This window comes from Mycobacterium attenuatum, assembly GCF_900566085.1.
Lineage (GTDB): Bacteria > Actinomycetota > Actinomycetes > Mycobacteriales > Mycobacteriaceae > Mycobacterium > Mycobacterium attenuatum.
Window position 1 is genome coordinate 73,012 of record NZ_UPHT01000057.1, and the last position, 24,254, is coordinate 97,265.

A 24,254-nucleotide genomic window follows, 5' to 3' on the forward strand; every position below is an offset into this window, starting at 1 on the left:
TATCGGTGCGCGCTCTATGGCGCGTCGAGAAACCCACCTTTGTCGGGTTGCCTCTCAACGGTTTTGGCGTGGCGTGATGATGATGCCGTGCTCCTTGGCGTGCCACCTGCTCGTCACGCGCTCGATCTCGATCGTCATCACGGCGCGGATGAACTCGCGCTTGCGAGGCAGGGAGAACGATCGCCACAGTGCCAGCGGGTCAGGGGCTGTGGCGATTTCACGCACGATCGGCTCGGTGAACACGGGCGCGGTCACCTTCTCCAAGGCATCGATGCGCTCGGCAAGTCTGGTGGCGACGCGTGCGCCCACATCGGCGGGCATTTTGCCGTCGGTCAGCTGGTCCTCGACCGCCTGCAGCTGGCGCTTGAGTTCTTCGAGATTGGCCTTGGCCGTCGAGTCGGGTTCGGCACGCGGCACGGCCAGCGCCTCAAGTGCCTCCGGCGTCGTCAGGATGCCGTCGACCACCGCCAGGATTACGTCATCGACCTGGCCGAGGTTGCGCCCCACGCAGCCTTTCCGGCACTTGTAGACCTCATAGAGGGAACCATCCTTCTTGCGTCCCGCCTTGCCGCGCCAGATTTTGTCGCCGCACACCGCGCAATCGGCGATACCCGACAGCAGATACACGGGCTCAGGCCCACGCGGGCCAGTCTTGCGGGCGGTGAACAGCGCAACCAGATCGTCGTGCTGCTCGGGTGTGAGGATGGGCGTCCAAGTGCCTTCCTTGACGATCTTCTGCGGTCCACGCTTGCCGTTGACCTTTGCGCTCTGAGTGCGGAATCCGGCGTTGGTGGCGTTGAGCAGAATCCGCCGGAGCTTCGCGGCGTTCCACCGGGGGTCGGGGTCTTTGGCGGCGATCCACCGCACCGTCGATTCGAGGCTGTGCCCGTCGAGCACCCGGCGCGCCGCCTCGGCAACCAGGGGAGCGCGTGCAGTGTCGGGCACGCGCCCGGTCGCTTTGCCGGTCTCGGGGTCGCGAACGATCTTGTAGCCATACGGAACTCGTCCGTGGGGCTTGCCCGCCGCCAGGTTGGCGCGGTGTGAGCGGACGATGCGCTTGCGAATGTCCTCAGCCTCGCGCTCGGCAATCAAAGCATCGAGACCCGTGGTGAAACGGTCGTCGCCGTCGTCCATGTCGAACAGCTTCCCGCTGTAGGAAAGCAGCACGCCGCGCTCCGAGCACAGCCGCCGCAGATCGACGTAGTGATCGAGTGACCGCCCCGCACGACTGGCCTCCCAGACCACCAGCACATCGCCGGGTTGCAGGATCGTGCGCAGCCGCTCGTACTCGGGCCGGTCCTTAGTGGCGAACCGTGTTGCCGAGCGGTCGTTGTCGGTCAGCACGTCGGCGACCGGCCAGCCCCGGCGGTCGCACTCGGCACGGCATTCGGCCTCTTGCTCGACCACCGAACGGCCCTTGGCCCTGTCGCTCGACACTCGGGCATAGATGACAGCACGGGTGACCTGCGGTGATAGTGTCGTCGCCATACTAAGAGACTATACGAGTTTTAAGCACGCGTTCGATCAGTCCTACTACCAGCTGCTCGATTGCACCCGTGGCCGACCGTTCGGGGTCTATATCCACGGTAACGAGGGCACCGAGGGAGCGGAGCGGGGCCTCACCGCCATCACGACGGGACTGGGCTGGGTGCAGGCTGCCGAGACCGTGGTGGTGATGGGCAAGCCGAGTAAGGCCGACCTGGAGGCTTGCTGGAACCTCGGCGCGACGGTTGCCGCTCATCTCATGGGTTGACAGCCGGGCCCCGCATTCGGTTCGCGGCGTTCGAGTTCGATGGGGCCGGCCTGTGCACTGTTGCCTGTCACTCGGCGGGTGGCTGTTCGGGTTCCATCACGTAGATGATGGCGCCTACGGGATCTTTGAACATGCAGATAATTCCAACGCCGGGAACTTGGCTCGGATGTTCGAGCACCGTCCCCCCGAGGTCGGTTACTCGGGCCGCGATCTTGGCTGCGTCGTCCACGGCGATGTAGGCAACCCATCGGGGTGGTGGGGAGCCGGCGTAGTCGCGCGCCGTCGGGTTCATCATCCCTGCGGCGTCCCGTCCGTCGCGCTGGAAACGGTGTAGATGCCGGGGCTACCTTGCACAGTCACCACGCGCCGAGCACTGCCCCGACACCATGTGACACCGCCGGTGCCGCTATCGCCGTCGGCAAGCCGATGACCGGGTGGGCCGCAATCAGGGTGTCGACCTGATCGAGGTCGTCGACACGGGTACGCGCCTGTCAAGTGAGCGGCGCGCTGACGGCGAACATGATGAAATGATTGCTGCCGCAGGATGACCGTCGCCCGCTCGACCTCGACCTCGACTAGTAACGGAACGCCTCAATGGATTTTGGAGCTCTGCCACCGGAGGTCAATTCCGCGCGCATGTACACCGGTGCGGGCGCGGCGGGCCTGGTGGCGGCCGCGGCGGCGTGGAACGGCATCGCAGTTGAGCTGAGCACTGCTGCATCCTGCTTCGAGTCAATCGTCACGCGGCTGACGACCGAGCCGTGGCTGGGTCCTGCCGCGCTGTCGATGGCTGCCGCCGCAAAGCCTCTCGTGGCCTGGCTGAACCACGCGGCTGAATCCTCGGCGTTCGCGGCGGCACAAGCGGTGGCCTCTGCGGCCGCGTTTGAAACGGGACTTGCGACGACGGTCGCCCCGGCGCAGGTTGCGGCCAATAGGGCGCAGTTGGCCCAACTGGTAGCGACAAACCTCCTCGGGCAAAACATGCCGGCCATCGCGGCCGTCGAGGCGTGCTACGGCGAAATGTGGGCTCAGGACGCGGCGGCCATGTACGGCTATGCGACCGCCTCCGCACTAGCGGGCAGGTTGAACCCGCTGATCGCTCCGTCGGCTAGCACTACCCCGGGGATTGCCGGCCAAGCCGCCGCTGTTGGCCAGGCCGTTGCCTCCGGTTCTGCACAGCAGGTCGGCCTTAACAACCTGATCAGCAACGTGCCCACCGCCGTTATGAGCCTTGCCTCCCCGGCTCCGTCGGAGGCCCAGGCGGCGGGACTCAATGCGGTCGTGGCATTTCTCGCTGAGCCCAATCCGTTGTTCGTCGATCACGCATGGCACGGCGCCTCGGGCGTGATAGCGGACTTTGATATGGCCTTGACCACTAGCAATGAAGGGGCCGACGCCGCTGGCGAGGTCGCCTTCAGCGGAGCGGGTTCGGCTGCCGCGACAGCCGCAGCGGCGCACACGGTTGCCCCCGCGGGCGTCGGCGCAACACCGATCGCAGCCGGCGTGGGCACTGCATCCTCCGTCGGTCGGCTGTCGGTGCCGGCGAGCTGGTCCAGCGCGGCACCGGCGATGGCCGCCGACGTCGCCTCGGCCGGCACAGGGTGGGCAGTTCCGCAGCAGGACGGCGCGATCGCAGCGGTACTGCCAGCGCCGGGAATGCTCGCAGCACTCGCCGACGGCGTAGGCGCGGGCCCGCGATACGGAGTCAAGCCGACTGTGGTGCCCAAGCAAGTTTTCGCCTGATCCGGCTGACGATCTCGTCATCCGCGCCTACGGTGTGTGGGTGCACGGCAACATTGACACCGTTGGCGCCGCTGTCGCCGTCGTCAAAAGCTGCAACGGCGTGGAGTGACCAGGTGCCTCAGATCGTTGCGATTTCCAGGGCAGACAACCCGTTTCCGCGCACCGGCGTTTATCTCGATCACGACGGCGTCCCACACTACGACGACCTGCCGGCCACCCTGCTGGACATGCTTGCCGAACAAGTCGACAGCCGCCCCGACAGTGAAGCGGTGGTTGAACTCGGCGCTGCGCGGCTGACCTACCGGCAGCTGTGGGATCGGGCTTCGAGGGTGGCCGGCGGACTGCGGGCGGGCGGTCTATGCGTTGGCGACCGGGTGGCCGTGCGCTACCCCGCCGGGGTTGATTGGGTGCTGGCGTTCTGGGGCACCGTGATGGCCGGCGGCATTGTGGTGCCGGTCAACACACGCTCCACTCAACCGGAGGTCGAGTTTGTGGTGTCCGACGCCGGGGCGCGGATCGACCTGAGCGCGGACACGGCGCTGCCCGACGGGGCCCCGTACGTGACAGAGCGGCTGGGCCCGCGGGACACGGCCGCGCTGTTCTACACCTCCGGCACCACTGGCCACCCCAAGGGGGTACCGACCACCCATGAGGCGTTCCTGACCAACACCGAGAACGGGGCCAGATGTCTCTGGCTGTCAACCGATCTCGGCGACCAGCTGCGCACCCTGATTTCGGTGCCGCTATTCCACGCGACGGGCTGTAACTCGCAGCTGCTGGCAGCCGCGCGCGTCGGCGGAGCGTCAGTGATCATGCCCGCGTTGAACCTCGACCAGTTGCTCGCGACACTTCGCGCCGAGCGCATCTCACTGCTGGTGACGGTTCCCGCTGTGTACTCATTAGTGTTGCGGCACGAGGGTTTTGCTGCCGCGGACGTCTCCTCGGTCCGTTGGGTCGGCTATGGCGGTGCACCCATGCCCCCGTCCCTGGCGCGGTCGGTGAAGAAGGCGTTTTCGCACGCAACGGTGTTCAACGGATACGGCATGACCGAATCGGCCTCCCTGATGACGGTGCTGCCGGATTGGGACGCCGTTGAGCATGCCGACTCGGTCGGCTACGCGGTGCCCTCGGTGGACCTCGGAGTGGTTCCGTTGCGGGGGGACGGCCCCGACCCGGGCGAGACGACGGGCGAGTTGGTAGTCCGTGGGGCCAACATCATGGCGGGCTACTGGAACCGGCCGGACGCCACCGCGGCCACGATTGTCGACGGCTGGTTGCACACCGGCGACGTGGTCCGTGTCGACAACGCGGGCCGGGTGCGCATCATCGATCGGCTCAAGGACATCATCAACCGCGGTGGTGAGAACGTCTCGAGCGTCGAGGTCGAATCCGCGCTGCTGGCAGCTCCCAACGTTGCCGACGCCTGCGTGCTGGCCGTGCCCGACGACGTCATGGGGGAGAAGGTCGGCGCGGTGCTGTACGGCGGCGCGGAGCGCATCGACGTGGCGGCTGTGCTCGAACACTGCCGGCGGCAACTGGCCGACTTCAAGGTTCCGCAGTACGTCACGGTGGTGACCGAAGCGCTGCCGCGCAACGCCGGCGGCAAACTGCTCAAGGGCATGCTGCGCAAACAGGTCAGGTGGGGCCCGCCGCTGCGTTGACCGGCGCCCGGCGCCCCGCCCGCAAAGCGTAGAAATTCGCGCCACACCTCTCATTTCAACGCCGCTGGTAGCCGGAAGATGACACGCTCGACGGGACAGTGTTAGCACTGCCGGCGTTCGCGTTAAGAAACCGTAACGGGTCTGCTCGCTGACGCCTTTGGATCGCGACGGCGGGAGTGTGGATCACTAGCCTTATCTGAGTACACAGACACTGTCCAGCAAACAAACAGAAGCTGTTCAGTAAATTCACAGGAAGTGGCCGCCGCAATCGGTCGGCATGTTTCGAACACGAGGAGCACTGATGTCATTCCTGACGACACAGCCAGAGGAGCTGGCCGCCGCGGCGGGCAAGCTGCAAACCATCGGCGCGACGATGGATGCCGAGAACGTCGCCGCGGCCGTCCCGACCACGGGCGTGATTCCGGCGGCAGCCGACGAGGTGTCGATGCTGCAGGCGTCGTTGTTCACTGCCTATGGGAGCTTGTACCAGCAGATCAGCGCCGAGGCCACGGCGATGTACGACATGTTGGTGAACACTCTCGGGGTCAGCGCCGGGACCTACGCGGCCGCCGAGGCGGCCAATTCGTCCGCGGCGGCCTCGCCCTTGTCGGACATCCTTGGCGCGCTGGCGCCCAGCCAGACTCCGGGATGGATCTCGGATCTCGCCAACATCTTCAACATCGGGACCGGCAACTGGGCGTCGGCCGCTTCGGACTTGCTCGCGTTGGCCAGCGGTGCGATTCTCCCGGCTGCGGCCGAGACCGCTGAAGCCGATGCAGCCGACGTCCTGGGCGGAGCCGCCCTGGCACCGGCGGCCGCGGCCGAGGCCGCCCTCGGTGAGGCGCCAATCGCCGCCGGCCTGGGTGCGGTGTCATCGATCGGCGCGGCGGCGCCGCCCACCTGGGCGGGGACGGCCACCCTGGTGTCAAGCACCAGCGTCGGCACGCTGCAAGGTGCCGGCTGGACCGCGGCCGCACCGCTGGCGGCGCCGGGCACGGTCATTCCCGGAATGCCGGGATTGGCGTCGGCGACGCGCAGCAGCGCTGGCTTCGGTGCGCCGCGCTACGGCGTAAAGCCGATCGTCATGCCGAAGCCTGAAGCCGTCTAGGCAACCAGCTGATTCAGCCGGACTGAACCAAAGGAGCGGGATAACAATGGATTTCGGAGCCTTACCCCCTGAGATCAACTCCGCACGGATGTACGCCGGTGCGGGGGCGGCACCCATGATGGCTGCCGCTGCAGCATGGAACAGACTGGCCGTCGAGCTGGGCACCACGGCCGCCTCTGTCGAATCGGTGGTCACCCAGCTGACCACCGAGCAATGGTTGGGCCCGGCGTCGATGTCCATGGCGGCCGCGGCGCAGCCGTACCTGGCCTGGCTGATCTACACCGCTGAATGCGCCGCCCACGCCGGCTCGCAGGCCACCGCATCGGCGGCCGCTTTCGAGGCGGCCTTTGCCGCGACCGTGCCGCCGGCTGAGGTGGCGGCCAACCGGGCGCTGCTGGCGGCGCTGGTGGCCACGAACATCCTGGGCCAGAACACCCCCGCCATCGCGGCCACCGAGGCGCACTACGGCGAAATGTGGGCACAGGACGCCCTGGCGATGTACGGCTATGCGGCGTCGTCGGCGGCCGCAGGGACGCTGAACCCGTTGACCCCGCCGTCGCAGATCGCCAACCCGGCCGGGCTGGCCGGCCAGGCGGCTGCGGTGGGCCAGGCCGCCGCGTCCGGAACGGTGCAACAGGTGGGGCTAGCCAACCTGATCACCAACGTGCCCAACGCGGTCATGGGGCTCGCGTCGCCGGCTGCGTCGGTATTCGACGCGACGGCCCTCGGCGGAATCATCGGTGACCTGCTCGGCAACACGTTCGTGCAAAACGCCATCAACGGTGCGGTCAACACCGCGGCCTGGTTCGTCATGGCCACCATCCCCAACGCGGTCTTCCTCGGACACGCCCTCGATGCCGCGAACGCCGCGGGCGGGGTTGCTGCCGAAGTGGCTCCCGCGATTGCAGGACCAGCGGCCACGACGCACGCGGTGGCACCGGCGGGCGCGGGTTCCGTTCTGGCTGGCCTGGGCCAGGCATCCACGGTTGGCAAGATGTCGGTGCCGGTGAGCTGGTCCAGCGCCGCGCCGGCAGTGCCTTCGGGAACCACGGCGCTGGAGGGCAGCGGCTGGGCGGTACCCGAGGACGCGGGGCCGGTCGCAGCGATGCCCGGCGCGCCGGGACTGGCTGTCGCCGCCAAGGGCGGTTCATATGCTGCGCCCAGGTACGGATTCCGGCCGACGGTGATGCCCAAGCAGGTCGTCGTCTGATCCGGCCGGCCGGGCCGTAATGTGGCCCGTATGTGGTCTCGCGTCACGATGACCGGGGTGTCCGAATGAGGTTGCTGATCGCGAACCGGGGCGAGATTGCGCTTCGAATCATCCGGACGGCAACCGAATTGGACATCCACACGGTCGCTGTCTACGCCGACGATGACGCCGACAGCCCGCACGTGCACGCGGCCGATCAGGCAATTGCCCTGCCCGGGAACGGCATAGGGACGTACCTGGACGGTGCGGCCATCCTGGCCGCAGCCGCGGCGTCCGGCGCCGAGCTGATCCACCCCGGCTACGGGTTCCTCAGCGAGGACCCCGAATTCGCGCGGGCCTGCGAGTCCGCCGGCTACACGTTCGTGGGACCCGACGCCGAGGGGCTGGAGCTGGTCGGCGACAAGTCTGCCGCCCGCTCAGCCGCCGTCGCCGCCGGGGTGCCAGTACTGGCTGCGACCCAGGGGCCGAGCACCGTCGAAGACATCCAGGAATTCTTCGCCGCCCAGGGCGGCGGCGCGATCATGATCAAGGCGCTTGCCGGCGGTGGCGGCCGGGGTATGCGCAAGGTGGCAAGCGCCGCTGAGATCGATGATGCGTACCAGCAGTGTGCTGCGGAAGCGCAACTGGCCTTCGGTAACCCGGCGGTGTTAGCCGAGGCGTATCTAGGTGGCGCCCGGCATGTGGAGGTTCAGGTCGTCGGGCAACCGCCGCATGCGCTGGCGCTGGGCGATCGCGACTGCAGTATCCAGCGACGCTACCAGAAGCTGATCGAAATGGCTCCGGCCCAAGGCCTCTCGGAGGGCCTACGCCGTGGTTTACATGGCGCCGCGACGAAGCTCTGCGCCCGCGTGAGATTGCGCGGGCTGGCCACCGTCGAATTCCTGGTCTGCGGAGAGGAATTCGTTTTCTTGGAGGTCAACCCACGAATCCAGGTTGAGCACACCGTCACCGAAGAGGTGACCGGGCTGGACCTGGTGGCGCTGCAGCTGGCGATCGCCGGCGGCGCGTCCCACGGCGAGCTGGATTTACCGTCTGGAATAGCCTGCGAGGCAAACACAGTCATGGGTGATCCCGCTCCCGCGCGCGGCATCGCAATCCAGGCCAGGGTCAACGCCGAAACCGTGGCGGCGGACGGGTCCGTCCTATCCACGGCGGGTGTCCTGACGATGTTTTCGCCCCCGAGCGGCCCAGGAGTGCGGGTCGACACCCACGGCCGGCCGGGGCTGTCGGTGAGTCCCCGGTATGAATCGTTGCTGGCCAAGGTCGTTGTTCATGTCCACGGGTCGTCGTTTGCCGCTGCCGTACGCAAGGTGCGAATTGCGCTGTCGGAGTTCAGCATCGAAGGTGTCGCCACGAATTTGACGCTCCTACAAGAACTTTTGTCGGACCATCAGGTGCAGTCCGGCGTGGTCACGACGAGTTTCGTTGAAGAGAAGCTGCCCCTCCTGGCCGCGGCCGCGCTATCTCACCGGCACGAGCATCGGGTTGCCCCGGTGGAGCTCTACCCCGATGAGGAAGCGCTGCGTGCCCAGCTGGCCGGCACGGTCGTAGACGTCGCGCCCGAGGGTAGCGAGGTAGGTGCCGGCACGCAGTTGGTCGTGCTGGAGGCGATGAAAATGCAGCATGTCCAGGCGGCTCCGGAGGCGCTGCGGACCATTCGCAACCTGGTATCGCCCGGTCAGGTAGTGGCCACCGGCGACCCGCTGCTGGTGTTCACCCGCACCGACGCTACTGACAGCGAATCATCCACTGCGGTAATCGATCTGGATCGAACACGGACCGACCTTGACGAGGTCCGCCAGCGCCATCTGCGCACCCTGGACGAAGGCCGGGAAGCGGCTGTGGCCAGGCGGCACAAGCAGGGTCGGCGTACCGCACGCGAAAACATCGCCGATCTGGTCGACGCCGGCAGTTTCGTCGAGTACGGGGCTTTGGCGATCGCCGCACAACTGAGCCGACGCTCGGAGGCGGACCTGATTGCCCATACTCCCGCCGACGGCCTGATCGCTGGTCTGGCGACCATTGGCGCGGACCGATTCGGCTGGGCGGCTGCTGAGGTGGCTGTGCTGTCCTATGACTACACGGTGCTGGCCGGGACGCAGGGCATGCGCAACCATGCGAAGACCGACCGCGTCTTCGACCTGGCCGTCCGGAAACGCCTCCCGATCGTCCTCTTCGCCGAGGGCGGCGGGGGCCGGCCCGGCGACACCGACGTCGGCGGCCGGGCCGGGCTGGACGTGCCGACGTTTCGGGTGCTGGCCGGTCTGTCCGGCCGGGTGCCGTTGGTGGCCATCGTGTCCGGCCGGTGCTTCGCCGGCAACGCCGCCCTTGCCGGTGTGTGCGACGTGATCATCGCGACCCCGGACGCCAATATCGGCATGGGCGGGCCGGCGATGATCGAAGGCGGCGGCCTCGGGGTGTACCCGCCGGAAGCCATTGGGCCCATCGACGTGCAGCGGCACAACGGCGTGGTGGGCCTGGTCGCCCACGACGAGGTGCACGCTGTGTCGCTGGCCAAGCAGTACCTGTCGTATTTCCAGGGCAACGTGGCCGATTGGGCCGCTCCCGACCCACGGATGTCGCGACATATGGTGCCGGAGAACAGGTTACGTGCCTACGACGTACGCCGGGCAATCGAGTCGATCGTCGATGTCGGTTCGGTGCTGGAGTTGCGTCCCGACTACGGGGTCGGCATCCTCACGGCGCTGGTCCGCGTCGAGGGGGTGGCCTACGGACTGATCGCCAACAGCAGCCACCATCTGAGCGGCGCCATCGACGCGTCGGCATCGGACAAGGCCGCCGACTTCCTCATGCTGTGCGAGTCGTTCCGGCTGCCGGTGATCTCGCTGTGCGATACCCCGGGATTCATGGTCGGGCCGGAGGCAGAGAAAGAGGCCACGGTTCGGCGGTTCGGCCGGATGTTCATCGCCGGCGCACGGCTGACGGTGCCGCTGGGAATGATCATCTTGCGCAAGGGGTATGGGTTGGGAGCGATGGCCATGGCCGGTGGCTCCTTTCGCGCCCCCGAGTTCACGGTCGCCTGGCCCACCGGCGAGATCGGTGGCATGGGGCTGGAAGGGGCGGTGCGCCTCGGGTTCCGCAAGGAGTTGGCCGCGGCCGCGAATGAGGTTGAGCGCCAAGCGCTTTTTGACCGGCTGGTCGCCGCGGCCTACCAGCACGGCAAGGCGCTGCGCTCGGCCACCACGTTCGAATTGGACGACGTGATCGATCCGGCAGACTCGCGAGCCTGGATCACCAGGCTGGCGAGACGCTGACGGTACGCTGCGCTGCCCCGGCCCCGGCCAGCGGTTTCCGCAGGGTTAGATTGGCTAACATCGACGACACAGAAGGCATACCACGATGACCGCACTGGATCTCACCGGCCGTACCGCCCTAGTCACCGGCGCCTCCAGGGGAATCGGGCTGGCGACAGCGCAGCGCCTGGCCGCCGCCGGCGCCAACGTGGTGCTCACGGCGCGCAAGCAGGAGGCCGCCGACGCGGCCGCCGCCCAGGTCGGCGAGCGCGCGGTGGGCGTGGGCGCACACGCGGTCGACGAGGAAGCCGCCCGACGCTGCGTGGACCTTACCCTCGAGCGCTTCGGCAGCGTGAACATCCTGATCAACAACGCGGGGACCAACCCGGCGTTCGGCCCGCTGATCGAGCAGGACCATGCTCGATTCACCAAGATCTTCGACGTCAACCTGTGGGCACCGTTGCTGTGGACCTCACTCGTCGTCAAGGCATGGATGGGAGAGCACGGCGGCGTCGTCATCAACACCGCCTCGATAGGCGGCATGCATCAATCTCCGGCCATGGGCATGTACAACGCCACCAAGGCAGCCCTGATCCATGTGACCAAGCAACTGGCGCTGGAACTTTCGCCGCGGGTGCGGGTCAACGCAATATGTCCTGGAGTGGTGCGCACCCGGCTGGCCGAGGCGCTGTGGAAGGACCATGAGGATCCGCTGGCGGCCACCATCGCGCTCGGGCGCATCGGCGAACCGGTCGACGTGGCCGAAGCCGTCGGATTCTTGGTCTCCGATGCCGCGAGCTGGATCACCGGCGAGACCATGGTGATCGACGGCGGCCTGCTGCTGGGCAACGCCCAAGGGTTTCGCGCCAATCCGGGTGGCGCGCGATGAACATCGGCGAGGACCTGCAAACCCGGGTGCAGGCGCTGCTCGACCAGCACCGACCGGCCACCACCGACCCGCGGGAATTCCTCGGCGCGCGGTTCGACGCGGGGCTGGCCTGGGTGCACTTTCCGGTGGGATACGGCGGGCTCGACCTGCCGCACACGTATCAGGCGCAGGTTGACGCGCAATTGGCCGCAGCCGGCGCGCCGCCGGCCGGCGGCGGGCGAAACATCATCGGGATCGGCATGGCGGCTCCGACGATCGTTGCGTTCGGAACCGAAGACCAGAAGCGTAAGTTCTTGCGCCCGTTGTTCACCGGTGAACACCTGTATTGCCAGTTGTTCAGCGAACCGGGAGCCGGATCGGACCTAGCCGGGGTGGCAACGCGTGCCGTACGCGATGGTGACGACTGGATTGTCAACGGGCAGAAAGTATGGACGTCGATGGCCCAGCACGCACAGCTGGCCATCCTGGTGGCCCGCACCGACCCCGATGTTCCCAAACATGCTGGGCTGACATACTTCCTGTGCGACATGAGGCAACCGGGCATCGACATCCGGCCGCTGCGTCAGATCACCGGTGAGGCGGAGTTCAACGAGGTGTTTCTCACCGACGTCCGGGTGCCCGACGCCAACCGGCTCGGCCCGGAAGGCGTCGGCTGGCGAGTCGCGACCACCACCCTCAACAACGAGCGCGTCGCGATCGGCGCACGGACCGGAATCCCGCGCGAAGGTGGCCACATCGGCAGGGTCACCGAAGCTTGGCGCGATCAGCCGGCGCTGCGCAATCCGGCCATGCATGACGACATGATGCGGCTGTGGGTGGAAGCCGAAGTACTGCGGCTCACCGGCGAACGACTGCGTCAGCAGGCCGCGAGCGGCCAGCCCGGGCCGGAGGGAGCCGGCATGAAAGTGGCATTTGCCCGTCTTGCGCAACAGATCTCGGGATTCGAGCTCCAATTGCACCCCGAGTCCGGGATGGGATACGACGACTGGACACTGCGACGGCCGGAGACCGTCGACCTCATCGGGCGCGGGCCGGGATATCGCTACCTGCGCGCTCGTGGCAACTCGATCGAAGGCGGCACGTCGGAGATTTTGCGCAACACCATTTCCGAGCGGGTGTTGGGCCTGCCCGGTGAACATCGTGTCGACAAGACCGTCGCGTGGAAGGACTTGTCTCGATGAGCGCCGCGGACCTGCTGTACTCCGACACCGAGGAGGCGCTGCGCGACAGCGTGCGCCACTTTTTCGCCGACCGGTGTCCGCACGAACTCCTGCTGCGTGCCTATGATGCACCGCCGCAAGACTTTTCGGAGATATGGCGGACGCTGGCCGCCGACCTGGGAGTGGCCGGGCTGTTGGTCCCCGAGCCGCTGGGCGGAGCAGGTGCGAGTGCTCGTGAGGCAGCCGTGGTCGTGGAGGAGATCGGCCGGGCCGTCGCGCCGGTCCCGTTCCTGTCCAGTGCGGTGCTTGCGACCGTCACGCTGTTGCGATCCGGTGAGACCGAGACGCTCTCGAGCCTGGCCAGGGGCGCCGTTACCGCGGCGCTGGTGGTGTCGCTGTCGACCGCGCCGGGTGATCCGGTCACCGGAGTGGGCAGTGGCGCCGACGGACTGACCGGACGGGTCACCAGCGTGGCGGGTGCCAGGGAAGCCGACGTGCTGGTGGTGCCGGTCGCTGGACCCGACGGTGTGGAGTTGCATACCGTCGCCCGCGACGCGGCCGGGGTCGAGGTCTCGCCGCTACTGACGTTCGACATGACCAGACCCCTCGCAGACGTGCAGTTTTCGGGTGCTGCGTCATCGCCGATCGGCACCGGGCCGGCCGAAGCCGCGCTGGCCGAAGCGCTGCAGACCGCAGCGGCGCTGATGGCCTCGGAGCAGCTGGGGATCGCGCGGTGGTGCCTTGACACCACGCTGGCCTACGTCAAAGAGCGTAAACAGTTCGGCCGGGCCATCGGTTCCTATCAGGCGATCAAGCACCGGCTGGCCGATCTGTGGTTCGAAGTCGGTGCGGCGACGGCCGCGGCCCGCTACGCCGCCGACACGTGCGCCCGAGGCGATGCAGATGCGGCTATCGCGGCGGCTCTGGCGCAGGCGTATTGCAGCGGCGTCGCGGTGCGCGCCGCCGAGGAATGCGTGCAGCTTCACGGTGGAATCGGCATGACCTGGGAATATCCTGCTCACCTGTACCTGAAGCGGGCCAAGAGCGACCAGCTGGCCCTAGGCACCGCGTACCGGCACCGCGCCCGACTGGCCACCTTGATCAACCTGCCGGTCACCTGACTTCGGCGAGGCTTCGGGCTAGCGGGCCGGGGTCGCGCTAGCGGGCCGGGGTCGCGCGAGCAGGCCGAGGTCGCGCGAGCAGGCCGAGGTCGCGCGAGCAGACGCAAAATCGCCTGACACGCCGAGGAATTGGGTGATTCTATGTCTGCTCGCCGGATCAGCGCGACAGGGCGGAACCGAAAACTTCCGTCATCGCCGTCCAGTGACGTTGCTCGCATGCCTGGTCGTACGGCGGGTTGTCCGGGACGGCAAACCCGTGAGCGGCCGGATACCACTCGATGGTGTGCTCGACACCCGACGCGGTCAAGGCATTGTCGAGCTGTTCGGCATGGTCAGCGGTGAACGAGGGATCGTTCTTCGCGCCACCGACGTACACGATGGCATGCATCCGCTCGGCCAGCAGATGCGGGCTGTCTGCGCTGTCGGTGACCAGGCCACCGCCGTGAAACGACGCCGCGGCTACGACCCGCTCCGGAACACGCCCGGCGACCACCAGCGAGATGCGGCCGCCCATGCAGTAGCCACATACGCCGAAGCGCTGGCCGCTCACTTCCGGCCGGTTGGCCAGATAGTCGAAAAACGCGCCGGCGTCGCGGGTGACCCGGTCCGGGGTCATGGTGCCGATCATGAACATGATCCGCGCGCGCTCCTTCGGGTCGCCGAACGCCGTCGCCATGTCGAACGGGATCCAGGAGCCCTCGCGGTAGTACACGTCGGGCAGCAGTACCGCGTAGCCGAATCCCGCCAGCGTTGCCGCCATCTGGTTGAAGGTGTCCCGCACGCCGCCGGCGTCGGGATACATCACCACACCGGGCCACGGGGCTTCGGCTCCATCAGGGGTGAACAGCTCGACGGGGCAGGTGCCGTCGGGCGTGGTGACCGTATCGGTGAGCTTCGGCATGGCTTCCGTTGTACTCCTGCGATCGCCGCTGGATTGATTGGCGTCGACCCGCCGCGCCCCGCTTCGCGGGGCTTGCGATCGCCGCTGGATTGATTGGCGGCGACCCGCCGCGCCCCGCTTCGCGGGGCTTGCGATCGCCGCTAAGCTGGCCGCGTGGTGCCGATTGCGACTCCCTATGAGGACCTGCTGCGCCTGGTGCTCGAAACGGGCACGGCCAAACCCGACCGTACCGGCACCGGCACCCGAAGCCTGTTCGGCCAGCAGATCAGGTACGACCTATCTGCCGGCTTCCCGCTGCTGACCACCAAAAAAGTCCATTTCAGGTCGGTGGCTTACGAGTTGCTGTGGTTCTTGCGCGGCGACTCCAACATCGGCTGGCTGCACCAGCACGGTGTCACCATTTGGGACGAATGGGCAAGCAACACAGGCGATCTCGGGCCGATCTACGGTGTGCAATGGCGGTCCTGGCCGACGCCTTCGGGTGAGCACATCGACCAGATCAGTGCCGCTCTGAATTTGCTGCGCACCGATCCCGATTCCCGGCGGATCATCGTGTCGGCCTGGAACGTCAGCGATATCCCGCAGATGGCGCTGCCGCCGTGTCACGCGTTCTTCCAGTTCTACGTCGCCGACGGGCGGCTGAGCTGCCAGCTCTACCAGCGCAGCGCCGACCTGTTTCTCGGCGTGCCCTTCAACATCGCCAGCTACGCATTGCTCACCCACATGATGGCCGCCCAGGCCGGCCTTGGCGTCGGCGAGTTCGTCTGGACCGGCGGTGATTGCCACATCTACGACAACCACGTCGAACAGGTCCACGAACAATTGCGTCGTGACCCCCGGCCGTACCCAAAACTAGTGCTGGCACAACGGGATTCGATCTTCGACTACACTTACGAGGACATCCTCGTGGAAAACTACCACCCGCACCCCGCGATCAAAGCCCCCGTAGCTGTATGACAACAGTGGGCCTGATCTGGGCTCAGTCAACGTCGGGTGTCATCGGCCGCGGCGGTGACATTCCCTGGCGGGTGCCCGAAGACCTCGGCCACTTTAAACGGATCACGATGGGCCACACAGTGGTGATGGGCCGACGGACCTGGGACTCGCTGCCGGTCGCTGCCAGGCCATTGCCCGGCCGACGAAATGTGGTACTGAGCCGCCAGACTGACTTCGTGGCGGAAGGTGCCGAGGTGGTCGGTTCACTTGACGACGCCCTCACCGAACCGGAGGACACCTGGGTGATCGGCGGGGAGCAGATCTACACTCTGGCCCTACCGCGGGCCATCAGGTGTGAGGTGACCGAGGTCGACGTGGACCTACCCCGCGACGACGATGACGCCCTTGCTCCGCTGCTCGACGAGACGTGGCAAGGCGACGTAGGGGAGTGGCAGGTCAGCCGGTCGGGGTTGCGTTACCGCTTCCACAGCTACTACCGGTGATGAGCGCCTTGACTGCCGCGCAAGCCCGCCGGGTCGCGGTCGCGGCACAAGGCTTCGTCGAGCCGAAACCGGCGGGCCCGATAACGCGCGCCCACCTCAAGCGGCTGATCTCCCGGATCCAAGTGCTGCAACTGGATTCGGTATCGGTGGCCGTGCGGGCGCACTACGCGCCGGTGTTCAGCCGGCTCGGCCCCTACGATCGCGACCTGTTGGACCGCGCCGCGTGGGGCCCGCGCTCGTCGCGTTTGCTGGTCGAGTATTGGGCACACGAAGCCGCGTTGATGGCTGTCGAAGACTGGCCGCTGCTGCGCTGGAGGATGCGGCAGTACCGGTATGGACGCTGGGGTATTCATATCGTCAAGGCCAACCCGCAGCTGGCCGACGACATCATCGCCGCGGTCGCCGAACTCGGACCCAGCACCGCCGGTCAGATCCAAGCGCAGTTGGCCGCCGAGCCCCGCACACGAAAAGGAACCTGGTGGAACCGCAGCGACACCAAGTGGGTCGCCGAGGCGCTGTTCGCGTCCGGGGCGCTGACCACCGCCACCCGCGTCGGCTTTGCCCGCCACTACGACCTGGTGGAGCGAGTGCTGCCGGCAGAGGTGCTGGCGCGAGAGGTCGACGACGACGAAGCCGTGCGCCAGCTGACGCTGCGAGCGGCCACCGCACTGGGGGTGGGCACCGAAGCCGACATCCGCGACTATTTCAGGCTGACCGCCCAACAGGTCAAGCCGGCGATCACCGACCTGGTGGCCACCGGTGAAATCGAGTCGGTGAGTGTCGAGGGCTGGCCGGCGCCAGCCTACCTGCGGGTGGGCCAGACGGTGCCGCGCCGCGATCGCGGCACGGCGCTGCTGTGTCCATTCGACCCGTTGATCTTCTTCCGGCCAAGAGTCCAGCGGCTGTTCGGTTTTCACTACCGCATCGAGATCTACACGCCGGCGCCCAAACGCCACTACGGCTACTACGTGTGGCCGCTGCTGCTGGACGGCCAGCTGGTCGCGCGGGTGGACCTCAAAGCCGACCGCGCCGCCGATACATTGCGCGTGGTTGGGGCGTTCGGTGAACCCGACTCGCCACGGCCGCGGGTCGCCGCAGCGTTGGCCGGGGAGCTGCAGGCGATGGCGTCCTGGCTGGGGCTGAGTGGGATCAGCGTGTCCGGCCACGGCGACCTTGCCGGGGAGCTGCGCGTCGTGACCAAGCGGGCCGGCGGATGAGCGCCGGACGCGCAAGGCTGGGCGATCATCTTGATTTCGCTCACGGTCGTGCACGGCCCAAGCGAGAACCCGACGGCGACGTTCCCGTCTGCGGCGCCAACGGGGTGATCGGTTATGCAGGCCAGCCAAATGTCCACGGGCCGCTGATCGTCATCGGCCGGGTCGGGTCGTATTGCGGTAGCGTGCATTACCACGACTCCGACGTGTGGGTCACCGACAACGCACTGGCCTGTCGTGCCAGGCGCCCCGAAGAAATCCGCTACTGGTACTACGCGTTACGAAGCTGCGGCCTCAACCGGTATCGCGCCGGTTCGGGACAGCCCCTGCTCAACCAGACCATCCTGCGGGACCTTTCGATGTGTGTAGCCGACGCATCGGATCGTCCCCGAATTGGCGAAGCACTCGGCGTCTTTGACGACAAGATTGCCGCCAACAACCGCGTCATTGAAGCCGCCGAGTCGCTGATGCTCGCCATCGTGCGGCGTGTGTCTGATTACGTGACGCTGTCGAGCCTGGCGAAAAGGTCAACCGTGTGCGTGGCTCCCCGGAGATTTGACGCCAGAGTCGCCCATTACAGCTTTCCCGCGTTCGACGACGGGGCACAGCCTGCCGTCGTCGATGGTCGAACCATAAAAAGCGCCAAGTTCGTGTTGTCGCGGCCGTGTGTGCTGTTTTCCAAGCTGAACCCGAGGATCCCGCGGATCTGGAACGTCACCAACCTTCCGACTGAAATGGCTTTGGCGAGTACGGAATTCGTTGTGATGGAGCCGATCGAGCTAGATGCCTCGGCCGTGTGGTCGGCATTACGGCAACCCGATGTCTTAGCCGGACTCCGCCAGCTGGTTGCGGGCGTGACAGGAAGCCGTCAACGAATCCAGCCGCACCAACTTCTGCAAACCCGCGTGCCTGATGTGCGACGCCTGACTACCGGACACGCACATGCGATTGCCGGCTTGGGCGCGCTGTGCCATGGCCGACGGGTCGAATCTGCTCGGTTGGCGTCGTGTCGCGATGCGTTGCTTCCACATCTGGTGTCCGGTGTGGTCAATGTCCGGCAAATCGAGCCGATCAACAGTGGCGTGGTGGAGCGAATCTATGCGGCTGCCCAGGGCACCAACGTCACGAGTCGACGCGTGGTAGCGCCCGCGCGCGAGCCGGCGGCGCGCAGCGGCACTTACCGGGCCATCCCGGTGAAGGACGCCGACCGCGTTGCGGAGCCCGACCGCGATGCAACGCCGAATGGGAGGAAGCAAGGGATGCTGTCCCGCAACGACCAGGAGCGGCCGGCGCCGTCGACGGTGAAGGAACTCAGGGACACGCTCTGGAAAGCCGCCGGCAAGCTGCGCGGGTCCATAACGGCGAACCAATACAAAGACGTGATCCTCGGCCTACTGTTCCTCAAATACCTGTCCGACGCGGATGCCGAGCGGCGCACCATGACCCGGGCGACGTCGGCCGGGGACATGGGCTGCGGCGCGTTCACCGTGCCGCCGAATGCGCGCTGGGAGTTCTTGATCGCCAACGCCGACATCAACACCAACACCAACATCAACGCCGACGGCAGGCCGGCAGTACGCGCTGAATCGGTGAAAGCCATTGGCGCCCTCATCGACGAGGCAATGGACTCAGTGATGCAAGCCAATCCGGTGCTCGCCGGGACGTTGCCATTGCTGTACAGCCGCGACAACATCGACCAGCGCCGGCTCGGTGAGCTGGTCGGACTGTTCAGCAAGGCGCGCTTCAGCAGGCAAGGCGAACATCGCGCGCGAGACCTGATGGGCGAGGTGTATGAGTACTTCATCGGCAAATTCGCTCGTGCGGAAGGCAAGCGCGGCGGGGAGTTCTTCACCCCGCCCAGTGTGGTCAAGCTGTTGGTGGAGGTTCTCGAGCCGTCAAGCGGTCGGGTGTACGACCCCTGTTGCGGATCCGGGGGCATGTTCGTGCAGACGGAGAAGTTCGTCCACGAGCACGCGCGTGACCCGAACCAAATTCGCATCTATGGCCAGGAGAGCGTCGAGGAGACTTGGCGAATGGCGAAGATGAACCTCGCTATCCACGGAATCGACAACAACGGCCTCGGCGCCCGCTGGGGCGACACCTTCGTCCGTGACCACCACCCGGGAATCCTGATGGACTATGTGATGGCCAATCCGCCATTCAACATCAAAGATTGGGCCCGTGACGAGAACGATCCACGCTGGCGGTTCGGCGTTCCGCCCGTCAACAACGCGAATTATGCATGGATTCAGCACATCCTGTCCAAGCTTGCCCCGGGGGGGCGGGCCGGGGTGGTGATGGCGAACGGCTCGATGTCGTCGAACTCTAGCGGCGAAGGCGCTATTCGCGCACGAATCGTCGACGCAGACCTGGTTGCCTGCATGGTCGCGCTGCCGACTCAATTGTTCCGCAGCACCGGGATCCCGGTCTGTCTATGGTTTTTCGCTGACGACAAGGGTGCGGGTTGTCAAGGCTCGATAGACCGCTGCGGCCAGGTGCTGTTCATCGACGCGCGCGAATTCGGCTACCTCGTCGACCGGACCGAGCGGGCGTTGACCACCGATGAGATCACATTCATCGGCGACACCTACCACGCCTGGCGTGCAACGCTTTCAGCTGGCGCGAAACAGCTTGGCTACCAGGATGTTCCAGGATTCTGCAAGTCGGTGACATTGGCGGAGATCAGGGCGGCCAACTATGCGCTCACCCCAGGCCGGTACGTGGGCGCAGCTGAAACCGCGGAGGAGTCCGAGCCGACCAATGCGAAAATCAGGCGGTTGGCAGATGAGCTGGTGGAAGCGCTCGATGAGTCGGCCCGTCTGGACCACGTTGTGCGTAAGCAGCTGATACAGCTGGATGTGTAAGACCGGTTGCCGCGGCCTGAAATGCTGACCGGGTAGGCGCCGCCATCGTCGTTACCGACGGCGGTGCGCTACCGTGCGACGCTGCGGGACAACGCCGTTCATCGGCTGCCGACTGCACCCAAGCCGGTCACCGAGCTTGCGCAGCCGCGGTGATAATCGGCGGTTATCTATCAAGCAGTAACACGTCTTGGACAACGAAATACCCAGCGCGCAGAGTTACTAGTTGCCACAAGTGCTCCGGTCGCATGGATAAGAGGTTCGCTGTTGGTTGTCCGTTGCCTACGACGTGGTCGGTGCGCGAATCCGCGAACACCGGCCAACACCGAGGCCAAACCGCCGCGACTGGAGTGGTAATGGGTCTGCTCACGCAATTTCGTAGCTTCAACTACCCCAGCCGCGTGCTGATGATCAACCATTTCGGCATCAACATCGGATCCTTCATGCTGATGCCGTATTTGGCGGGCTACCTGACCGGAACACTCGGGTTGCCCACATGGGCGCTGGGTTTGTTGATGGGCGTGCGCAGTTTGTCCAACCAGGGCATGTTTTTCGTCGGCGGCACGTTCGCGGACCGAGTCGGCTACAAGCCGCCGATCGCGGCCGGTTGTTTGATACAAACCTGTGCCTACGCCGTGCTGGCGATTGCGCATTCGCTACCGATTCTGATGCTCGCCGCCGCCGCAACGGGTATCGCCGGAGCGCTGTTCACCCCCGCGGTGCGCGCTTATCTCGCCGTTGATTCCGGTGACCGCAGGGTTGAAGCATTCGCCGTGTTCAACGTCTTCTACCAGGCAGGCGTCCTGCTCGGCCCGTTGGTCGGATTGGTGTTGCTGACGATGAACTTCAGGGCCGTTGTACTGGGCGCGGCCGGTGTTTTCGCGACACTCACCGTCGTGCAGCTACTGGCGCTGCCTCACCACGTCGCCGATCCGCATCAGTCGAGCACTTCGCGGGGCTCGATCCTGCAGGACTGGCGCTCGGTCGTGCGTAATCGGTCCTTTCTGTGGTTTGCCGCCTGCATGACCGGCCGCTACCTGCTGACTTTCCAGATATATCTCGCACTTCCCATCCAGGCCTCGACCTTGGCCCCACATCAGCAATCGTTGTTGGTAGCAGCGATGTTTGCGGTATCGGGTCTGCTCTCGATTACCGGTCAGCTCCGCATCACCCGCTGGCTGGCGTCGCGGTGGGAGCCAGGACGCAGCCTTTTCGTCGGGGCCGTGGTGATGGCCGCATCGTTCGTACCGCTGGCCATCGTTCCCAATGCCCAGGTGCTTGGCACCGCGGCTGCTGTCACGGCATTGCTGACGTCGACGTTTCTGCTGTCCATCGCCTCGACGGTGATGTTTCCGTTCGAGATGCGCGCAGTTGTTTCGTTGTCCGGTGAGCGGCTGGTGGCGACTCACTACGGGTTCTACAGCACGCTCATCGGACTGGGGGTCCTCGTCGGCAATCTCGGTGTCGGATCGCTGATGGGCGCCGCGCATCATGTCAACGCCGACGAACTCCCCTGGGCTGTGTTGATTCTCATCGGTGCGCTCGCTGCTTTCGGATTGTGCCGGCTTGATTGCTTCAGCCCTGGTATGCGGCGGTCAGGTTTGCGCGAGAAGGGCGACTTGGGCATGAGTTCCCTAGCCGGTCAACGGGTTACGAATGGCCAGCACAAAGCCGAAGCGCCCGAAGTCGCGATCGGCTGACCGCGGCTCGCCAACCCCGTGCGCAGACCGCGATCTGCGCCGTGCGCAATGGTCCGTAGGCTCACCGAGCAACGCCAGAATTGGGTGGGGCCACCCAAACGTCCGGGGCTGCTTGACGTGCTCGGCCGCGACCTGTGAAATTCGGCGTCGCCCCGGGGCGCACACCGAGATCTTGGTGTCCATGGCGGTCATCGGAGGTCGTCAGCGACCATGTTGCGTCGCGATCTGCCAGCTCCCGGGCTTAGCCGTCCTCAACAGACCCGTGCAGCCATATCGTGCGCCGAGCGCAGGATGCGTCCTGTGGGCGGCCTCAGTGCCGGGCTGGCCCTGCGGCGGCGCTGCCCCGCTCGGATCTGACGGGTGGCGCGGCTAAGGTGAGCGCCGTGGCCCACACCGCCCCGCTCCGCGTGCGCCTGATCGCCAAGACGGAGTTCCTGGCGCCGCCAGAGGTGCCGTGGACAACCGACGCCGACGGCGGGTTGGCGCTCACCGAGTTCGCCGGCCGGGCCTGCTACCAGAGCTGGTCAAAGCCCAACCCGAAAACCGCGACCAACGCCGGCTACATCAAGCACATCATCGACGTCGGCCATTTCTCGGTGCTCGAGCACGCGAGCGTGTCCTTCTACATCACCGGTATTTCCCGGTCGTGCACCCATGAGCTGATCCGGCACCGGCACTTCTCTTACTCGCAGCTGTCGCAACGCTATGTGCCCGAAGGCGACTCACAGGTCGTCGTGCCTCCGGGTATGGACGACGACCCCGAACTGCAACAGCTCCTGACCGCTGCTGCCGACGCCAGCCGGGCCACCTACATCGAACTGCTGGCCCAGCTGGAGGCAAAGTTCGCTGATCAGGCCAACGCGGTGCTGCGGCGCAAACAGGCGCGCCAGGCGGCACGTGCCGTGCTGCCCAACGCCGCCGAGACCCGCATCGTGGTGACCGGCAACTACCGCGCATGGCGGCATTTCATCGCCATGCGGGCCAGCGAGCACGCTGACCTGGAAATCCGGCGGCTGGCCATCGAGTGCCTGCGTCAGCTCGCCGACGTCGCACCCGCCGTGTTCGCCGACTTCGAGATCACGACCCTGGCTGACGGCAGCGAAGTGGCGACCAGCCCCTTAGCCACCGAGGCCTGAGCCCGCCCCGGCTGGTTTTCGCCGAGTTCGGCGTCTAGCCGGCCCCTTCTCGCCCGTTGTCTGCAAGACGTTGATGTCGTTGGATCGGGGACCAGTTCTGCAAAACCTGGTCCCGGGAGCACCCGGAACGAACACGCGGCGCTGACGCTGCTGCCAAAAAGCTTGGCGGCGCCAGGTAACCTTGGACAACGTGAGCACCGTCGGATTCGACGTCCCAGCGCGCCTGGGAACCCTGCTGACCGCGATGGTGACACCATTTGGTGCCGATGGCTCCCTGGACACCGCCGCCGCGGCGCGTCTGGCGAACCGTCTGGTGGACCAGGGATGCGACGGCCTGGTGGTATCCGGTACCACCGGTGAGTCGCCGACCACCACCGACAGCGAGAAGCTCGAGTTGCTGCGTGTCGTGCTGGAGGCGGTAGGCGACCGGGCCCGGGTGATCGCCGGTGCCGGTACCTACGACACCGCGCACAGCATCCGGCTGGCCAGCGCCTGCGCTGCCGAAGGTGCGCACGGGCTGCTGGTGGTCACCCCCTACTACTCCAAGCCGCCGCAGAGCGGGTTGCTGGCACACTTCAGCGCCGTTGCCGACGCGACCGACCTGCCGGTGCTGCTCTACGACATCCCGGGCCGATCCGGGGTGCCGATCGAGCCCGAGACCATCCGCGCGCTGGCGTCGCACCCCAACATCGTCGGGGTCAAAGACGCCAAAGCCGACCTGCCCAGCGGCGCACAGATCATCGCCGACACCGGGCTGGCCTATTACTCCGGCGACGACGCGCTCAACCTGCCGTGGCTGGCAATGGGCGCCCTTGGTTTCATCAGCGTGATCGGTCACCTGGCGCCCGGTCAGCTTCGCGAGTTGCTATCGGCCTTCCAGTCGGGCGACATCGCCACGGCGCGCAAGATCAACGTCGCGGTGAGTCCGTTGTGCAAGGCGATGGGCCGTCTGGGCGGCGTGACGATGGCCAAGGCCGGCCTGCGCCTGCAGGGTTTCGAAGCCGGCGACCCTCGGCTGCCGCAGATGCCCGCAACACCGGAGCAGATCGACGCGCTGGCGGCCGACATGCGTGCGGCTTCAGTACTCCGGTGAGTCACAGGGCG

17 protein-coding genes and 3 pseudogenes are annotated in these 24,254 nt (G+C 66.4%); 17 read left to right on the forward strand and 3 right to left on the reverse strand.

What is annotated here, in order from left to right; translation table 11 throughout:
• Positions 1 to 54: 54 nt before the first annotated feature.
• Complete coding sequence (locus tag EET13_RS10045; protein WP_244603844.1) at positions 55 to 1,407, reverse strand: recombinase family protein; 1,353 nt, start codon at positions 1,405 to 1,407, stop codon at positions 55 to 57.
• Positions 1,408 to 1,504: 97 nt separating this feature from the next.
• On the opposite strand from EET13_RS10045, the pseudogene EET13_RS10050 reads away from it, so the two are divergent.
• Positions 1,505 to 1,753: pseudogene (locus EET13_RS10050) on the forward strand (flavodoxin family protein); the annotation flags it as partial.
• A gap of 67 nt (positions 1,754 to 1,820) precedes the next feature.
• On the opposite strand, the pseudogene EET13_RS10055 reads toward EET13_RS10050, so the two are convergent.
• A pseudogene (locus EET13_RS10055) lies at positions 1,821 to 2,075 on the reverse strand (VOC family protein); the annotation flags it as partial.
• 272 nt (positions 2,076 to 2,347) lie between these two features.
• Here EET13_RS10055 and EET13_RS10060 point away from each other — a divergent pair.
• The 8 genes from EET13_RS10060 to EET13_RS10095 all read left to right on the forward strand — a co-directional run bounded on the left by EET13_RS10060 (position 2,348) and on the right by EET13_RS10095 (position 13,899).
• Entirely contained in the window at positions 2,348 to 3,496 is a 1,149-nt protein-coding gene (locus EET13_RS10060; protein WP_122442148.1) for a PPE family protein, read from the forward strand.
• A 113-nt stretch (positions 3,497 to 3,609) separates the two neighbouring features.
• The gene (locus EET13_RS10065) at positions 3,610 to 5,157 is read left to right on the forward strand and encodes a class I adenylate-forming enzyme family protein (RefSeq protein ID WP_425294234.1); all 1,548 of its coding nucleotides are present in this window, start codon (positions 3,610 to 3,612) and stop codon (positions 5,155 to 5,157) included.
• A gap of 301 nt (positions 5,158 to 5,458) precedes the next feature.
• A complete protein-coding gene (locus EET13_RS10070) occupies positions 5,459 to 6,265 on the forward strand; it encodes a PPE family protein, SVP subgroup (protein WP_122442149.1) in 807 nt (268 codons plus the stop codon).
• Positions 6,266 to 6,311: 46 nt separating this feature from the next.
• Positions 6,312 to 7,475, forward strand: coding sequence for a PPE family protein (locus tag EET13_RS10075; RefSeq protein ID WP_122442150.1), 1,164 nt, complete (start codon positions 6,312 to 6,314; stop codon positions 7,473 to 7,475).
• Positions 7,476 to 7,540: 65 nt separating this feature from the next.
• A complete protein-coding gene (locus EET13_RS10080) occupies positions 7,541 to 10,750 on the forward strand; it encodes an acetyl-CoA carboxylase family protein (protein WP_122442151.1) in 3,210 nt (1,069 codons plus the stop codon).
• A gap of 85 nt (positions 10,751 to 10,835) precedes the next feature.
• Entirely contained in the window at positions 10,836 to 11,618 is a 783-nt protein-coding gene (locus EET13_RS10085; protein WP_122442152.1) for an SDR family oxidoreductase, read from the forward strand.
• Positions 11,615 to 12,799 (forward strand): acyl-CoA dehydrogenase family protein, encoded by a 1,185-nt coding sequence (locus EET13_RS10090; RefSeq protein ID WP_122442153.1) that lies wholly within the window; start codon positions 11,615 to 11,617, stop codon positions 12,797 to 12,799. The genes EET13_RS10085 and EET13_RS10090 overlap by 4 nt, the downstream gene beginning before the upstream one ends.
• On the forward strand, positions 12,796 to 13,899 hold the full coding sequence (locus tag EET13_RS10095) for an acyl-CoA dehydrogenase family protein (RefSeq protein WP_122442154.1): 1,104 nt from the start codon (positions 12,796 to 12,798) through the stop codon (positions 13,897 to 13,899). Before EET13_RS10090 ends, EET13_RS10095 begins: the two co-directional genes overlap by 4 nt.
• A 157-nt stretch (positions 13,900 to 14,056) precedes the next feature.
• Here EET13_RS10095 and EET13_RS10100 read toward each other — a convergent pair whose 3' ends face one another.
• Positions 14,057 to 14,800 carry a dienelactone hydrolase family protein gene (locus EET13_RS10100; protein WP_122442155.1) on the reverse strand — a complete coding sequence of 248 codons (744 nt, stop codon included), beginning with the start codon at positions 14,798 to 14,800 and terminating at the stop codon, positions 14,057 to 14,059.
• A gap of 156 nt (positions 14,801 to 14,956) precedes the next feature.
• On the opposite strand from EET13_RS10100, the gene EET13_RS10105 reads away from it, so the two are divergent.
• The 8 genes and pseudogenes from EET13_RS10105 to dapA all read left to right on the forward strand — a co-directional run bounded on the left by EET13_RS10105 (position 14,957) and on the right by dapA (position 24,243).
• The gene (locus EET13_RS10105) at positions 14,957 to 15,757 is read left to right on the forward strand and encodes a thymidylate synthase (protein ID WP_122442172.1); all 801 of its coding nucleotides are present in this window, start codon (positions 14,957 to 14,959) and stop codon (positions 15,755 to 15,757) included.
• The gene (locus tag EET13_RS10110) at positions 15,754 to 16,239 is read left to right on the forward strand and encodes a dihydrofolate reductase (RefSeq protein WP_122442156.1); all 486 of its coding nucleotides are present in this window, start codon (positions 15,754 to 15,756) and stop codon (positions 16,237 to 16,239) included. Before EET13_RS10105 ends, EET13_RS10110 begins: the two co-directional genes overlap by 4 nt.
• A complete protein-coding gene (locus EET13_RS10115; RefSeq protein WP_122442157.1) occupies positions 16,239 to 17,456 on the forward strand; it encodes a winged helix-turn-helix domain-containing protein in 1,218 nt (405 codons plus the stop codon). Before EET13_RS10110 ends, EET13_RS10115 begins: the two co-directional genes overlap by 1 nt.
• Positions 17,453 to 18,499: pseudogene (locus EET13_RS30290) on the forward strand (restriction endonuclease subunit S); the annotation flags it as partial. The gene EET13_RS10115 and the pseudogene EET13_RS30290, both read left to right, overlap by 4 nt.
• A 213-nt stretch (positions 18,500 to 18,712) precedes the next feature.
• A complete protein-coding gene (locus EET13_RS30295) occupies positions 18,713 to 20,317 on the forward strand; it encodes a class I SAM-dependent DNA methyltransferase (RefSeq protein ID WP_168991260.1) in 1,605 nt (534 codons plus the stop codon).
• A 353-nt stretch (positions 20,318 to 20,670) separates the two neighbouring features.
• A complete protein-coding gene (locus EET13_RS10125) occupies positions 20,671 to 22,014 on the forward strand; it encodes an MFS transporter (protein WP_122442159.1) in 1,344 nt (447 codons plus the stop codon).
• Positions 22,015 to 22,397: 383 nt separating this feature from the next.
• Positions 22,398 to 23,150, forward strand: a complete 753-nt coding sequence (thyX, locus tag EET13_RS10130; RefSeq protein ID WP_122442173.1) for an FAD-dependent thymidylate synthase — start codon at positions 22,398 to 22,400, stop codon at positions 23,148 to 23,150.
• A 190-nt stretch (positions 23,151 to 23,340) separates the two neighbouring features.
• Positions 23,341 to 24,243, forward strand: coding sequence for a 4-hydroxy-tetrahydrodipicolinate synthase (gene dapA / locus EET13_RS10135; RefSeq protein ID WP_122442174.1), 903 nt, complete (start codon positions 23,341 to 23,343; stop codon positions 24,241 to 24,243).
• The last annotated feature ends 11 nt before the right edge of the window (positions 24,244 to 24,254 follow it).

Coding starts and splice junctions, on each gene's coding strand:
- EET13_RS10060 (WP_122442148.1), top strand. CDS start 2,348: ATGGATTTTGGAGCTCTGCCACCGGAGGTCAATTCCGCGCGCATGTAC.
- EET13_RS10070 (WP_122442149.1), top strand. CDS start 5,459: ATGTCATTCCTGACGACACAGCCAGAGGAGCTGGCCGCCGCGGCGGGC.
- EET13_RS10075 (WP_122442150.1), top strand. CDS start 6,312: ATGGATTTCGGAGCCTTACCCCCTGAGATCAACTCCGCACGGATGTAC.
- EET13_RS10080 (WP_122442151.1), top strand. CDS start 7,541: ATGAGGTTGCTGATCGCGAACCGGGGCGAGATTGCGCTTCGAATCATC.
- EET13_RS10085 (WP_122442152.1), top strand. CDS start 10,836: ATGACCGCACTGGATCTCACCGGCCGTACCGCCCTAGTCACCGGCGCC.
- EET13_RS10090 (WP_122442153.1), top strand. CDS start 11,615: ATGAACATCGGCGAGGACCTGCAAACCCGGGTGCAGGCGCTGCTCGAC.
- EET13_RS10095 (WP_122442154.1), top strand. CDS start 12,796: ATGAGCGCCGCGGACCTGCTGTACTCCGACACCGAGGAGGCGCTGCGC.
- EET13_RS10100 (WP_122442155.1), bottom strand. CDS start 14,800: ATGCCGAAGCTCACCGATACGGTCACCACGCCCGACGGCACCTGCCCC.
- EET13_RS10110 (WP_122442156.1), top strand. CDS start 15,754: ATGACAACAGTGGGCCTGATCTGGGCTCAGTCAACGTCGGGTGTCATC.
- EET13_RS10115 (WP_122442157.1), top strand. CDS start 16,239: ATGAGCGCCTTGACTGCCGCGCAAGCCCGCCGGGTCGCGGTCGCGGCA.
- EET13_RS30295 (WP_168991260.1), top strand. CDS start 18,713: ATGCTGTCCCGCAACGACCAGGAGCGGCCGGCGCCGTCGACGGTGAAG.
- EET13_RS10125 (WP_122442159.1), top strand. CDS start 20,671: ATGGGTCTGCTCACGCAATTTCGTAGCTTCAACTACCCCAGCCGCGTG.